Origin of the sequence: Solwaraspora sp. WMMD791 (assembly GCF_029581195.1) — a bacterium.
Taxonomy (GTDB): Bacteria; Actinomycetota; Actinomycetes; order Mycobacteriales; family Micromonosporaceae; genus Micromonospora_E.
Map to the genome: position 1 here is coordinate 5534995 of NZ_CP120737.1, position 14239 is coordinate 5549233.

General features: G+C 71.4%; 12 protein-coding genes. 6 read left to right on the top strand and 6 right to left on the bottom strand.

Annotated elements, in window-relative coordinates; genetic code table 11:
* Nucleotides 1-25: 25 nt before the first annotated feature.
* Both O7623_RS24795 and hemB read left to right on the top strand, forming a co-directional pair.
* The gene (locus O7623_RS24795) at nucleotides 26-1606 is read left to right on the top strand and encodes a uroporphyrinogen-III synthase (RefSeq protein WP_282225388.1); all 1581 of its coding nucleotides are present in this window, start codon (nucleotides 26-28) and stop codon (nucleotides 1604-1606) included.
* Nucleotides 1607-1640: 34 nt separating this feature from the next.
* Nucleotides 1641-2618, top strand: coding sequence for a porphobilinogen synthase (gene hemB, locus O7623_RS24800; protein WP_282225389.1), 978 nt, complete (start codon nucleotides 1641-1643; stop codon nucleotides 2616-2618).
* Between the two features lie 63 nt (nucleotides 2619-2681).
* Here the strand turns inward: hemB and O7623_RS24805 are convergent, their stop codons facing one another.
* Together O7623_RS24805 and O7623_RS24810 are read right to left on the bottom strand one after the other, a co-directional pair.
* On the bottom strand, nucleotides 2682-3698 hold the full coding sequence (locus tag O7623_RS24805; protein ID WP_282229550.1) for a GNAT family N-acetyltransferase: 1017 nt from the start codon (nucleotides 3696-3698) through the stop codon (nucleotides 2682-2684).
* Between the two features lie 72 nt (nucleotides 3699-3770).
* Nucleotides 3771-5126, bottom strand: a complete 1356-nt coding sequence (locus tag O7623_RS24810) for a lytic murein transglycosylase (protein WP_282225390.1) — start codon at nucleotides 5124-5126, stop codon at nucleotides 3771-3773.
* Between the two features lie 58 nt (nucleotides 5127-5184).
* Between O7623_RS24810 and O7623_RS24815 the strand changes: the two genes are divergently transcribed.
* Nucleotides 5185-5412, top strand: a complete 228-nt coding sequence (locus O7623_RS24815) for a zinc ribbon domain-containing protein (RefSeq protein ID WP_282225391.1) — start codon at nucleotides 5185-5187, stop codon at nucleotides 5410-5412.
* 170 nt (nucleotides 5413-5582) lie between these two features.
* Entirely contained in the window at nucleotides 5583-8348 is a 2766-nt protein-coding gene (locus O7623_RS24820) for an adenylate/guanylate cyclase domain-containing protein (protein ID WP_348775174.1), read from the top strand.
* 36 nt (nucleotides 8349-8384) lie between these two features.
* On the opposite strand, the gene O7623_RS24825 is transcribed toward O7623_RS24820, so the two are convergent.
* A complete protein-coding gene (locus tag O7623_RS24825; protein WP_282225393.1) occupies nucleotides 8385-8915 on the bottom strand; it encodes a phospholipase in 531 nt (176 codons plus the stop codon).
* 163 nt (nucleotides 8916-9078) lie between these two features.
* On the bottom strand, nucleotides 9079-9342 hold the full coding sequence (locus O7623_RS24830) for a hypothetical protein (protein WP_282225394.1): 264 nt from the start codon (nucleotides 9340-9342) through the stop codon (nucleotides 9079-9081).
* Nucleotides 9343-9563: 221 nt separating this feature from the next.
* Here O7623_RS24830 and O7623_RS24835 point away from each other — a divergent pair, with 221 nt between their 5' ends.
* Nucleotides 9564-10583 carry a potassium channel family protein gene (locus O7623_RS24835; protein ID WP_282225395.1) on the top strand — a complete coding sequence of 340 codons (1020 nt, stop codon included), beginning with the start codon at nucleotides 9564-9566 and terminating at the stop codon, nucleotides 10581-10583.
* A 52-nt stretch (nucleotides 10584-10635) separates the two neighbouring features.
* On the opposite strand, the gene O7623_RS24840 is transcribed toward O7623_RS24835, so the two are convergent.
* Nucleotides 10636-11703, bottom strand: a complete 1068-nt coding sequence (locus O7623_RS24840) for a 2-oxoacid:ferredoxin oxidoreductase subunit beta (protein WP_282225396.1) — start codon at nucleotides 11701-11703, stop codon at nucleotides 10636-10638.
* Nucleotides 11696-13543, bottom strand: coding sequence for a 2-oxoacid:acceptor oxidoreductase subunit alpha (locus O7623_RS24845; RefSeq protein ID WP_282225397.1), 1848 nt, complete (start codon nucleotides 13541-13543; stop codon nucleotides 11696-11698). Before O7623_RS24845 ends, O7623_RS24840 begins: the two co-directional genes overlap by 8 nt.
* Nucleotides 13544-13851: 308 nt before the next feature.
* Here O7623_RS24845 and ndhC point away from each other — a divergent pair, with 308 nt between their 5' ends.
* Nucleotides 13852-14229, top strand: coding sequence for an NADH-quinone oxidoreductase subunit A (gene ndhC, locus O7623_RS24850; RefSeq protein ID WP_282225398.1), 378 nt, complete (start codon nucleotides 13852-13854; stop codon nucleotides 14227-14229).
* Nucleotides 14230-14239: the final 10 nt, after the last annotated feature.

A 14239-nucleotide genomic window follows, 5' to 3' on the forward strand; every position in this document is an offset into this window, starting at 1 on the left:
ACGACCCAGAACATGGGGAGCATAAATGACCCGCACCCGTAAGCTCGCAGGCCACATCGCGTTCGTGGGGGCCGGCCCCGGCGACCCTGGCCTGTTGACCCGCCGGGCGCACGACGCCCTGGTCGAGGCCGACCAGGTGGTGTTCGACCGTGCTGTGCCGGAGAGCCTGCTCGCGGCGGTCCGCGCCAACGCCAAGGCGGACGCCCAGCTCAGCCCGGCCGAGGGCGCCCCCGGCGACGTGGCCAAGGTGCTGATCTCCGCCGCCCGCTCCGGGCAGGCGGCGGTCCGGCTCGTCGCCGGCGACCCGTTCGGTCACCACGGCGTGGTGACCGAGGTGCAGGCGGTGGCGCGTACGGCGGTGCCGTTCGAGGTGGTGCCCGGGGTCAGCCAGGCCGAGGGGGTGGCCAGCTACGCCGGGGTCCCGCTGCCGGGGGTACGGACGGTGGCCGACGTCGACGACACGGCCGGTCTGGACTTCGACGCGCTCGCCGCCGCGATCGGCCGGGGCTCGCTGGCCATCGCCGTGGACGCCGGTGAGCTGGCCGCCGTGCGGGACGGACTGCTCGCCGCCGGCGTCGACGGCGCGACGTCGGTCGCGGTGACCGGCGACGGCACCGGTGAGACCCAGTACACGACCACGTCGACCGTGGACAACTTCGTCGCGGCGGCGCTCGGCTTCACCGGCCGGGTGGTGCTCACCCTCGGTGCCGGCGTCACCGAGCGGGACAAGCTCAGCTGGTGGGAGAACCGCCCACTGTACGGCTGGAAGGTGCTCGTTCCCCGGACCAAGGAGCAGGCCGGGGTGATGAGCGCCCAACTGCGGGCGTACGGCGCCATCCCGTGCGAGGTGCCGACGATCGCCGTCGAGCCGCCCCGTACCCCGGCGCAGATGGAACGCGCGGTCAAGGGCCTGGTCGACGGCCGGTACGCCTGGGTGGTGTTCACCTCGGTCAACGCCGTCCGGGCGGTGTGGGAGAAGTTCGCCGAGCACGGGCTGGACGCCCGCCACTTCGGCGGCGTCAAGATCGCCTGCATCGGTGAGGCGACCGCCGACGCGGTCCGCGACTTCGGTATCCAGCCTGAGCTGGTGCCGGCCGGTGAGCAGTCCTCCGAAGGGCTGCTGGCGGAGTTCTCGCCGCACGACGAGATCCTCGACCCGGTCGGCCGGGTGCTGCTGCCGCGCGCCGACATCGCCACCGAGACCCTCGCCGCCGGGTTGACCGAGCGCGGTTGGGAGGTCGACGACGTCACCGCGTACCGGACGGTGCGGGCGGCGCCGCCGCCGGCCGAGATCCGCGACGCGATCAAGTCCGGCGGCTTCGACGCGGTGCTGTTCACCTCGTCGTCGACCGTGCGCAACCTGGTCGGCATCGCCGGCAAACCGCACGCCCGCACGGTGGTCGCGGTGATCGGTCCGAAGACCGCCGAGACCGCCACCGAGTTCGGCCTGCGGGTCGACGTGCAGCCGGCGCACGCCTCCGTACCGGACCTGGTCGAGGCGCTCGCCGGGTACGCGGTGGAGCTGCGGGAGAAGCTGGTGGCGATGCCGGCGAAGCAGCGGCGCGGTTCCAAGGTGCAGGGCCCGACCGCGTTGCGGTTCCGCTGAGCGCCCGATTCCACCGAGCCAGGGAAGCACGTCGATGACGTACCCGCAGAGCAGGCCCCGTCGGCTGCGCCGGACCGCGGCCGTACGCCGGCTGGTCGAGGAGACCCGGCTGGCCCCGGCCGAGCTGGTGCTGCCGATGTTCGTCAAGGAAGGGTTGAGCGAACCGCGACCGGTCCCGTCGCTGCCCGGCGTGCTGCAGCATTCCCGGGACTCGCTGCGCAAGGCCGCCGCCGAGGCGGTCGACGCAGGCGTCGGCGGGATCATGCTGTTCGGGGTGCCGGCCCGTCGCGACGCCGTCGGCTCCGCCGGCACCGACCCGGCGGGGGTCCTCAACGTGGCGATCCGTGACGTGGTCGCCGAGGTCGGTGACGCCACGGTCGTGATGAGCGACCTGTGCCTGGACGAGTTCACCGACCACGGGCACTGCGGGCTGCTCGCCCCGGACGGCACCGTCGACAACGACGCCACCCTCGCCGCGTACGGGCAGTTGGCGATCGCCCAGGCTGAAGCCGGCGCCGACATGCTCGGCCCGTCCGGGATGATGGACGGGCAGGTCGGCGTGGTCCGCCGGGCACTGGACGCGGCCGGGTACACCGACACCGCGCTGCTGGCGTACGCGGCGAAGTACGCCTCGGCGTTCTATGGTCCGTTCCGTGACGCGGTGGAGTCGGCCCTGGTCGGCGACCGACGCACCTACCAGCAGGATCCGGCGAACCTACGGGAGTCGCTGCGGGAGGTCGAGCTGGACGTCGCCGAAGGCGCGGACCTGGTGATGGTCAAGCCCGCGCTGCCCTACCTGGACGTGATCGCGGCGGTCCGCCAGCGGGTGCACGTCCCGGTCGCCGCCTACCAGGTCTCCGGCGAGTACGCGATGGTCGAGGCGGCGGCCGCCAACGGCTGGGTCGACCGGGAACGGGTGATCATGGAGACGTTGACGTCGATCCGGCGGGCCGGCGCCCAGATCATCCTCACCTACTGGGCGGTCGAGGCGGCCGAAGCCCTGGCCGGCTGACCCGGCCGGGGCGCAGACCGGCTGACCCGGCGAAGCCCTGGTCGGTCGGCAGCCGGACAGGGTTCAGTTGCCCACCCCTAGGCGGTGCATCAGCATCGGGATGTCCGCACCGTAGTCCCACCAGTCCCGGTCCGACCGGTAGCCGATCTCCGTGTTGATCCCGATGATCTCCTCGTCGCCCTCGGCGTTCCAGGTCTGCACCTCGGTCAGCGCCGGCTCGACGGACCGCAGTTCCAGCAGCATTCGCGCCTTGATCGCCCGGTCGATGCCGCGACCCTGGTGTGCCTGGGCGACGATGGTGTCGTACTGGTCGGCGCGGGTCGGATGCTGCGCCGGCACCACCACCTCGGTCAGACCGGCGACCTCGCCGCTGGCCGAGTGCCGGGCCAGCACGATGTACGGCGTCATGCCCCGTCGGTGCAGGCAGGCGAGACTCTCCCGCAGCCGTTCCGGATCGTACGAACTGGGCCGCAGGTCCAGGTCACCGTCGGCAGGGTCGCTCTGTTCGGCCTTGGTCCGGGCGTACGCCTCGACGAGATCGTCCGGCGGTCCACCGGGGTGGAACTCCACCTCGTAGCCGCTGACCGCGTCTTGGGCCATCTTCTCGATCGCCGCCCAGTCCACCGAGGCCAGCCGCAGGACACTGCGGATCTCCCGGAACTGCCGGGCGAACCCGAACGATTCGTAGAACTCCACCGCGCAGGTGTCGCCGATCACCTCGACACCGACCGAGCTGAAACCCTCGTGGTACGCCCGCCGCACCGCGAGCGCCAGCAACTGCCGGCCCAGGCCGGTCCGCCGCACGTCCGGACGCACCAGGATCTCCAGGACACCGATGTCGCCGAGCAGCAGGACGTTCACGTGCCCGACGACCTCGGTGCCGCCGCCCGCGTCGGGCTGCTCCGCGAGCCAGCAGATCCGGCGGACCCCCGGCATCGTCTCGGTCAGGTACTCCCGCAGAAAATGTGGTCGCCACAGCGGGTCGCCCGGAAGATCGGTCCGGAAAACCTGGTTGAGACAGTCCAGCAGAGACGAGATCTCGGCGGACGACGCGGTTCGGGGGTCCCACTCGCGCACCATCACGCGTCTAGCTTGCCGGCAACGCGGCTGATGCGAAAGTGGCAGGAGCAGAATTGTGCCCGACCGATTGCGCTAAGTGCGACTCCGTACCCCGTACTCGTTGGCCGTGTCGAAGACCGACTGTGCGTACGGTTGAACGTTGTTGTACGACAGGATGGCACTCCACCAGTCCGAAGGTGTGGACAGATCGCGTCCGTTCCGGCACAAGTAGTTAGCGGCGGCCAGGCTCGCGTCGTCGATATCCTGCGGATCGACCACCCCGTCGTTGTCGGCGTCCACCCCGAATTCCGCCCAGGTCGTCGGGATGAACTGCATCGGACCGACCGCCCGGTCGTAGACCACGTCATTGTCGAGGCGTCCGTCGTCGGTGTCGGCGATCCGTTGCCGGCCGCCGGCCCCGTCCAGCGGCAGACCGACGATCGGCGGTACGGCCCGCCCGTCGGTGTCCAACCTCGATCCGTTGGCCGTGCCGTGGGTCGACTCGATCATCCCGATCGCGGCCAGGGTGGTCCAGCTCAGCCGGCAACCGGGAGTGGTGGTCGCCAGGACCAGTTCGGCGTAGCCGTACGCCTCCAACGCGACCACCGGGATGGCCAGCCGGCTGGCGGTCTGGGTCGCCCAACCGGTCAGGACCGCCGCCGGGCGGGTCGGCCCGAGCGGCGGCGCCGGCTCGCCCTGGTCGTCGAGCGGCGGTGCCGTCGGATCGAGCAGGTCCGGGTCGGTGAGCGCGGGTACCTCCGGAACGGCGGTCGTCTCGACCGGCCCAGGGGTGTTGACGGGTTCCCGCATTCCGGCGGCGGCCGGCACCAGCACGGCGCCCGCCGTACCGCTGCCGGCGATCAGTGCCAGCAGCAGCAGGCCGGGCAGCGCCAGGCGCCCGCTCGGGCGTCGGCACCAGGCACCGACCGCGCGGGCCGCGCGACGGCCGGAGCGGGCGACCGGGCGGGCGATGGGCCGCAACCGCGCCGGATGCAGCCGACCGACCCGGCGGGTGAACGGCGGATCGTCGCGTCGATGCCGACCGGTCGGCTGCGTGCCGGTCGCCGCCAGGTCGACCGGAGCCGGCACAGGCCCAGGCTGATCCGGTCCGGCTTCAGGCTGATCCGGTCTGGCTTCAGGCTGCGTCGGTCTGGCTTCAGCCGGCGGACGCTGCTGCGGCGCGGCCGCCGCCGACGACTGTGGGCCGGCCGGCGGTGGCTGCTCCGGTGGACTCTGCTCCGGCCGGTCCGGTGACGGCGGGTCCACCGCCGGCCGGTCCGGCGTCGGGGTCTGCGACGTCGCCGACGCGGTCGGCTCCGTCCGCTCCGCCGTCCGCTCCGCTGGCGGCGTCGGCGTCGGTGCGGCCGACGTGGACTCCGGTGGCTGTGCCGGTGCCGGCACCGCCGGACGTAGCCGTGCCGTCGGCGTGCCTGCCCCGTCCTCGACCATGCCGTCGAGTATCACCCATCCGGCCGACGACGTCAGTTCCCGCCGTACCCTTATCCACATGCCCCGGTACGAGTTCCGCTGTCGCGCCTGCGGCGCCACATTCGAGGTCAACCGTCCGATGACCGAGGCCGGCGAGCCGGCCTCCTGCCCACAGGGCCACGCCGACACGGTCAAACTGCTCTCCACCGTCGCCCTCACCGGCCGTGGCGGCGGCTCGGTGGGAGCGCTGCCGACCACGCCACCGTCCGGTGGTGGCGGGTGCTGCGGCGGCGGGTGCGGATGCTGACCGCCACCGCACCCAGCTGACCGTCACCGACGACGCCGCAGGTCAGCTTCCGCCTCCTTCGTGACTGGCCAGGTTGCCGACCTGCGGCAGGATGAACTGTGACTTCCAGCGGGGCGGAGGTTCCACCGGTGTCGGCATCGACCGCACTGCCGAGCGGCCTGGTCACCTTCATGTTCACCGACATCGAAGGCTCCACCAGGCTGGCCCGCCTGCTCGGCGGCGACTACCGCCCGATGCTGCGCGAGCACCGACGGCTGGTCCGGCGGACGCTGTCCGCCAGCGACGGGACCGAGCTGTTCACCGAGGGCGACTCGTTCTTCGCGGCGTTCGCTGACGCGGCCGCCGCCCTCGACGCCTGCCGCCGGGCCCAGCGGGCGCTCGCCGCGCACGACTGGTCCGCGCCGGATGCCGTCCCCCGGGTCCGGATGGGGCTGCACACCGGGTACGCCGAACCGGTCGGTGGCGAGTACACCAGCCCCGAGGTGCACCGGGCCGCCCGGATCGCAGCGGCGGCGCACGGCGGGCAGGTGCTCTGTTCGGCGGCGACCGCCCGGGCCGCCGACCCGCTGCCGGCCGACGTCTCGCTGCTCGACCTCGGCCTGCACCGGCTCCGTGGCTTCGACGACCGGGAACGTCTGTTCCAGCTGATCGCCCCTGGTCTGGAGCGGCAGTTTCCCCGGCCACGCACCGCCGACGCGGCCAGTCACAACCTGCCGAACCAGATCAGCTCCTTCATCGGTCGGCGGGTCGAGCGCCGGGAGCTGCGACGGCTCGTCGCCGAGCACCGGCTGGTCACCGTGGTCGGTGCCGGTGGTTCCGGGAAGACGCGGCTCGCGGTCGAGGTCGCCGCCGCGTCCGGCGCGGTCGCCGCCGCGTCCGGCGAGGCGGACACCGCGTCCGGCACCGCCGGCTACCCCGACGGTGTCTGGTTCGTCGATGTGGCCACCGTGACCGACCCCGGGCTGGTGGCGTTCGCCATCGCCGCCGTGTTCGGACTGCGTCCGGAGCCGGGGCGGCCGATCCTGGACACGGTCGTCGAGTACGCCGCCGCCCGACGGTTGCTGCTGGTGCTCGACACCTGCGACGCCCAACCGGCGGCCTGCGCCGAGGTGATCACCCGGTTGCTCACCGGCGGTCGTCAGGTCCGGGTGCTGGCCACGAGCCGGGAGCCGATGGGCGTACCGGGGGAGGTGGTGTGGCGGATCCCGCCGCTGTCGGCGGAGCCCGGACCGGCCGGCGGGCCCAGCGACGCCGTCGCATTGTTGCTGGACCGTACGGTGGCCGCCCGGGGCGGCCGGCCGCTGGCACCGGCTGAGTCGGGCCAGCTGCACCGGGTCGCGTCCCGGCTGGACGGGCTGCCGTTGGCGATCGAGCTGGCGGCGGCCCGACTGCGGGTGCTCTCCGTCGGACAGTTGGTGGAGCGGCTCGACGACGTACTGGGGGTGCTGGACGCGGGCCGGGAGGAGCCGGCCGGGGTGGACCGCTCCGCCGGGCGGCGGCACGGCACCCTGCAGGCGACGGTCACCTGGTCCTATCGAACGTTGGCGCCCCGGGCCGCCCGGCTGCTGCGCTGGATGTCCGTCTTCGCCGGCCCGGTCGATCTGGCCACGGTGGAGTGGCTGCTCGACGACGACCCGCTCGGCCCGCTGGCGGTGCTGGTCGACAAGTCGATGATCCAGGCCGAGCCGGCGGCCGGTGACACCAGCTACCGGATGCTCGACCCGATCCGGGCGTACGCCGCCCGACGGCTGGTCGAGGCAGGTGAGGAGCAGTCGGCCCGGGACCGGCATGTCGACTGGGCCCTGCACGCGCTGCAACGGGCCTATCTGGGTCCGGACGGGCAGCCGGTCACGTTGTCGCTGTACGCGTTGGATCCGCTCGCCGACGAGTTGCGGGCGGCGCTGCGGTGGAGCGCCACCGGCGGTAGCGCGCGGCGCGGCCTGCAGCTCGCCAGCGGACTGGACCAGTGGTGGCGGGAGCGCGGGTTGGCCCGGGAGGGTCGGCTGTGGCTGTTCCGGCTGTACGGGCGGATCGCCGAGACCGGTGAGGTGATTCCCGAGGCGGAGCTGGCGGCCGCGTACCACATGCATTCGCAGCATGCCGGCGCGGACGGTGAGTTCGGTGAGGAGCTGCGGTTCTCGCACCGGGCCGAGGCGGTGGCCCGGCAGGCCGGCGACGCGGGCCTGTTGGCCCGGGTGCTGGCCGGTCGGGGTGCCTCGCTGATCGACCTCGGCCAGTTCGCCGAGGCGGAGCGGGTGTGTCGGGACGTCATCGACTGGGCGGCGGCCAACGGGGTGATCGGTGACGCGTTGTTCGCTGTCTACAGCCTGGCGGAACTGCTGTGCCGGCGGGGGGCGCTGGACGAGGCGGCCGAGGTGCTGGCGGGCGCCCGGCCGGCCGAGGCCGCCCGGCCCGCCGAGCGCGGCCGGCGGACCGTCGACATGCTGCTGGGCCTGGTCGCGTTGGCCCGGGCGGACCTGGTCGCCGCCCACGACCACCTGGTGGTCGCGCTGCGGTCCCGGATGCGGTACGGCTTCCACCGGCGGGCCTGCGACACGTTGAACGCGATGGCGGTGCGCTGCGCGCAGGGTGGGGACCCGGCGACGGCGGCCCGGTTGTTCGGTGCCGCGCAGGCGACCCGTGCCGCGTTGCGCAGCAGCGCCGGGATGTTCGGCGGCTACTGGGCGCAGGAGCAGGACCGGGTGCGGGCGGTGATCGGCGATGCCGCCTTCGACGCCGGCTACGCGCAGGGCAGTCGGATGAGCCTGGTCGAGGCGGCGGCACTGGCACTGGCGGTGGAGCATCCGGACCTGACCTCGGGTGCCCGCTGGTTCGGCGACAACCCGACCGGGCTGGCAGCCGACAGCTCCGGACTGGTGACCGACCGCTCCGGGGCGGCCGACCGGTTGACCGGTGACGGGGGCGCCGCCGGCTGAGCAGCCGGCGGCGCGTCCGTACGGTGGCGTCGGTCGCTATCCGGCGGTCGTCAGTTGCCCGTCCGGAACGAGCCGCTCGGCGCGTCGCAGGTCAGCGGCGTCGACGATCGGCGCTCCGAAGATCCGGACCGCCTGGTAGTAGGTCCAGGCGAGGCTGAAGCAGGCCGGCTGCACGATGCTGCTGTACCGGGCGCAGACCCGTTTGAGGTCCTCGTAGAAGGCGCTGTCCACCCGGGCCTTGTTGGTGGCGGAGAACTGGCCGATCGCCTTGTAGTTGCGGTAGCCGAAGTCGTGCCGGTGGCAGGAGAGCCGGAAGTCGAAGCCGAGTGGGTTGTCCGGGCTGGACGAGCAGTAGTCGGTGGACCAGTCGAACTGGTAGGCGGCCCAGGGCCCGGGGTTGACCCGGGCCGAGTTCCAGGCGCTGTAGCTGCTGGCGCTGGTCTGGGTCCAGCTGGACAGAACCGCGGGCTTGTCGGCGGGGACGGCGCTGGCCGGGGTGGCGATCCCGAGGGCGGCGGTGAGGCCGAGCAGTGCGGCGGTGAGCAGTGCGGACGTGCGACGGTACATCGCGATACCTCCGGTGGACGGCTCGTGGTGTGGCGTCGGCGCTTGTTACCGGTGGGTCACAAGCGTGTCCACAGTCTCGCGGTATCAGCTGGCATCGATCTTTAGAGCACCTGTTTCTTTGTCGACCGGCGCGTAAACAGACCATCCGCCGCCGGTCGACCGCTCAGCCGGCGGCGGCCGCCTCGGCGCCGGGCAGCGCTGCCACCCGGACCAGCGCGACGACGCGGTCGGCACCGGTGCCGTCCACCCCGATGGAACGTCCGATGATCCACACCCACCGATTGTCGTAGTACGCTGACAGATCGGGCCGCACCTGTTCCACCTTGAGGATCAGTTGGTATCCGCCGTATCGCCAGTCCTCCTTGTTCAGTTGCAGGACCGTCCCCGGGGTGATCGCGGGAATGGTAGGTCGTGACGGCGGTTTCACAGGCTGCTCCGAAACTGGCGGTTGACGGCTCGCCGAGAGAGCATCGGCAACACACAGTCCCGAAGCAATGTCTCTAAGCAAGATTTGAGGCGGCGGGATACGACCCGGCGCCGTACGGACGCATTCGGGCCGAGGTGATGTCCAGGTGATCGCGATCCGCTGGTCCGCAACGACTATGTTGTGGACGTGCACGGGGACCCGAAAGCGAAGGTGGACCGGCGGTGATTCACTTTCCCGCCGTCCGCCAAGGGCCGTTGAAGGCGTTGAGCCTGCGCCTGTTCGCCGCAGTCGCCCTCGTTTTCGGGGTCGTGGCGGTGGTCTACGCCGACCGCGACGGCTACCGTGACGCCAACGGCGACGGGATCTCGCTGCTCGACTGCTTCTACTACGCGGTCGTCAGCCTCTCCACGACCGGGTACGGCGACATCGCGCCGATCAGCGACGGTGCCCGGTTGGTCAACGTCCTGATCATCACGCCGGCCCGGGTGGTGTTCCTGATCATCCTGGTCGGTACCACGCTGGAGGTGCTCACCGAGCAGTACCGGACGAACCTTCGACTGACCCGGTGGAGAAAGAAAGTGAAGGACCACGTCATCATCTGCGGCTACGGCACCAAGGGCCGCAGCGCCGTGTCGGCCCTGCTGGAGAACGGCTTCGACAAGCAGCACATCGTGGTCGTCGAGAGCAGCGGCGTCGCGCTGCGCCAGGCCACCGCCGCCGGCCTGGTCGCCGTCGAAGGGTCGGCGACCCGCTCGTCGGTCCTCAACGAGGCACACGTCAAGCACGCCAAGGCGGTGATCATCGCCACCGACAGCGACGATGCCTCTGTCCTGGTCACTCTGACGGCCCGCCAACTGACCGCAGGCAAGGTCCGGATCATCGCCGCCGCCCGCGAGGCCGAGAACGCCGCCCTGCTGCGCCAGAGCGGAGCACACCACGTGATCGTGTCGTCCGCCACCGCCGGCCGGCTGCTGGGTCTGTCCACCTCGGCACCGCCGTTGATCGACGTCGTCGAGGATCTGCTCACCCCGGGTCAGGGCATGGCGCTGGCGATGCGCTCGGCCAACCGTGACGAGGTCGGACTGCCGCCCCGACAGCTGAACAACCTGGTGATCGCACTGATCCGGCGCGGCCGGGTGGTGTCCCTGGCCGAGCCGGACAGCGTCGAGGTGGAAACCGGGGACCTGCTCGTCTACGTCCGCGACGACCGGACCTCAGCGAGCACCCCGTCGACCAGCTGACCGCGTGAGGCCAGCCGGTCGACTAGGGCCGACCTCGCGCGGGGTCCGGGGGTCAGTCGATGGACCAGGTGTCACCGCTGCGCAGCAGCCCGGCCAGTTGCTCCTCGGGGGTGCCCTCGGCCTGGGCCATCGCCGCACCGACCTGCGCCTGGATGAGGCTGTCGTAGCTGGGCCGTGACACGCTGCGGAACACCCCGATCGGCGTGTTGCGCAGATCGGCAGCGGGCAGCCGGGACAGCGCGAACGCGTACGCCGGCTCGTCGATCGTCGCGTCGTGCACCACGATCTCCTCGGCCGGTACGGCGGCCGTCTCCCGCACCTCGAGGCCGAAGCCGCCCGGCGGGTGGACCACGCAGAACCGGCCCTCGGCACCGAAGGTGATCGGCTGCCCGTGCTCCAGCCGGATCAGGTAGTCGTCCCGGGTGGCCGGCTCTTTGAGCTGGTCGAAGGCACCGTCGTTGAAGATGTTGCAGTTCTGGTAGATCTCGACGAACGCCGAACCGTTGTGCTCGGCGGCGGCCCGCAGCACCGACTGCAGGTGCTTGCGGTCGGAGTCGATCGTCCGGGCGACGAACGTCGCCTCGGCCCCCAGCGCCAGCGACAACGGGTTGAACGGCGAATCGGCCGACCCGACCGGCGTCGACTTGGTGACCTTGCCCAACTCCGACGTCGGCGAGTACTGGCCCTTGGTCAACCCGTAGATCCGGTTGTTGAACAGCAGGATCTTCAGGTTGACGTTGCGCCGCAGCGCGTGGATCAGGTGGTTGCCGCCGATCGACAGCGCGTCACCGTCGCCGGTCACCACCCACACCGACAGGTCCGGCCGGGAGACCGACAGGCCGGTGGCGATCGCCGGGGCGCGACCGTGGATCGAGTGCATCCCGTACGTGTTCATGTAGTACGGGAAGCGCGACGAGCAGCCGATGCCGGAGACGAAGACGGTCCGCTCACGCGGGATGTTCAGCTCGGGCATGAACGACTGCACGGCGGCGAGGATCGCGTAGTCGCCGCAGCCCGGGCACCAGCGCACCTCCTGGTCGGACTTGAAGTCCTTGGCGGTGAGCTTGAGTGCCACCGGTGTGCCGGTGCCAGCGCGGCCGTTGGGAGCGGGCTCAGACATTCTTCACGACCTCTTCCAGCATGGTCTCCAGCTCGGTGGCGGTGAACGGCAGGCCACGGACCTGGTTGTAGCCGATCGCGTCGACCAGGTACCGGGCCCGGATCACGTGCGCCAACTGGCCCAGGTTCATTTCCGGGATCACCACCCGGTCGTACGCGCGCAGCACGTCGCCCAGGTTGGCCGGCAGCGGTGCCAGATGCCGCAGGTGTGCCTGGGCCACCGGCAGCCCGCGCTGGCGCAGGGTGCGGCAGGCGGCGCCGATCGGTCCGTACGTCGATCCCCAGCCCAGCACGAGCGTGCGGGCGTCGCCGTCCGGGTCCTCGACCTCGACGTCGGGCACCGGGATCGTGTCGATCCGGGCCTGGCGGGTGCGCACCATGAAGTCGTGGTTGGCCGGGTCGTAGGAGATGTCGCCGGTCTTGTCGGCCTTCTCCAGTCCGCCGATGCGGTGCTCCAGGCCGGGCGTGCCGGGAATCGCCCACGGCCGGGCCAGCGTCTGCGGATCCCGCAGGTACGGCAGGAAGGTCTTGCCGTCGGCGTCGTTGGGCGCGGTGGCGAACTCGACCTGCAGGTCCGGCAGCGAGTCGACCTCCGGCAGCAGCCACGGCTCGGAGCCGTTGGCCACGTAGTTGTCCGACAGCAGCAGCACCGGGGTGCGGTAGGTCAGGGCGATCCGGGCGGCCTCGATCGCCGCGTCGAAGCAGTCTGCCGGCGAGCGGGGCGCGATCACCGCGACCGGTGCCTCACCGTGCCGGCCGAACAACGCCATGTTCAGGTCGGCCTGCTCGGTCTTGGTCGGCATCCCGGTCGACGGGCCGGCTCGTTGCACGTCGACGATGACCAGCGGCAGTTCCAGCGCCACCGCCAGGGAGATCGTCTCGCCCTTGAGGGCCACCCCGGGGCCGGACGTGGTGGTGATGCCGAGCGCGCCGCCGTACGAGGCGCCGAGCGCCGCACCGACCGCGGCGATCTCGTCCTCGGCCTGCATCGTGATCACGCCGAGCCGCTTGTGCTTGCTCAGCTCGTGCAGGATGTCCGAGGCCGGGGTGATCGGGTAGGCACCGAGGAAGACCGGCAGCTTGGCGCGCACCCCGGCGGCCACCAGGCCGAGCGACAGTGCGGCGTTGCCGGTGATGTTGCGGTACGTGCCGGGGCGCATCCGGGCCGGGTTGACCTCGTAGCGCACCGCGAAGTCCTCGGTCGTCTCGCCGAAGTTCCAGCCGGCCTTGAACGCGGCGATGTTCGCCTCGACCAGGTCCGGGCGCTTGGCGAACTTGCGCTGCAGGAACCGGATCGTGGACTCGTACGGCCGGGAGTACATCCACGAGAGCAGACCCAGCGCGAACATGTTCTTCGCCCGCTCGGCGTCCTTCTTCGACACCGACAGCTCGGCGAGCGCGCCGATGGTCATCGAGGTGAGCGCGACCGGGTGCAGGGCGTAGCCGTCGAGCGAGCCGTCCTCCAGCGGGTTCGCCGCGTACCCGACCTTGGCCAGGTTGCGACGGGTGAACTCGTCGGTGTTGACGATGATGTCCGCCCCGCGCGGTAGGTCGGCCAGGTTGGCTTTCAACGCCGCCGGGTTCATCGCGACCAGGACGTTCGGCGAGTCGCCGGGGGTGAGGATGTCGTAGTCGGCGAAGTGCACCTGGAAGCTGGACACTCCGGGCAGGGTGCCGGCGGGTGCCCGGATCTCCGCGGGGAAGTTCGGCAACGTGGAGATGTCGTTGCCCAACTGAGCGGTCTCCGAGGTGAACCGGTCACCGGTCAGCTGCATCCCGTCGCCGGAGTCGCCAGCAAACCGGATGACCACCCGATCCAGTTGACGGACCTGCTTGGCCACGTGCGCTGACCTCCTCGTTTCCTGCCGGCGGCGCGGACCGCGCGGTCCGCCTCGCCAGCTGCTGCCCGATGCGCGGCGCGAGCCCGCCGGTGCCGCGACGCGGCTACTGTCGGTGCCAGGGTAAGGGCGTCCTAACCATCGTCGCACCTTCGGCAAAGCCTACGTCGGATCCAGTCGGATACCCGGCTCGGGTCCGCCGGGTGGGACTGGAATCACCTCGTGTTCACCCGGGTGCGGTCCGGGTGGCGGGGCCGGCGGCATCCGGACGGGCAGGCACATCCGGCCCGTCGGCCGGTAGACTGCCGGACATGCAGGGCTACCTCGGCTCGTACGCGACGTTGGGGTTGCTGTTGCTGGTGAGTGTGGCGTTCTTCGTGGTGGCGTACGGTGCCAACCGGCTGCTGCGACCGGCCCGGCCGGCCGATCCGGTCGGCAAACGCGCCAGCTACGAGTGCGGCCTCGACCCCGTCGGCGGCGACTGGGCGCAGGCCCAGATCCGCTACTACGTGTACGCCTTCCTCTACGTGCTGTTCGCGGTGGAGGCGGTGTTCCTGTTCCCGTGGGCGGTGATCTTCGACCGGCCCGGGTTCGGCCTGGTCACCGTCGCCGAGATGGGGATCTTCGTCGCGGTACTGGCGCTGGGCATCCTCTACGCCTGGCGCCGCAACGTGCTGCGCTGGACCTGACGAACGTTGC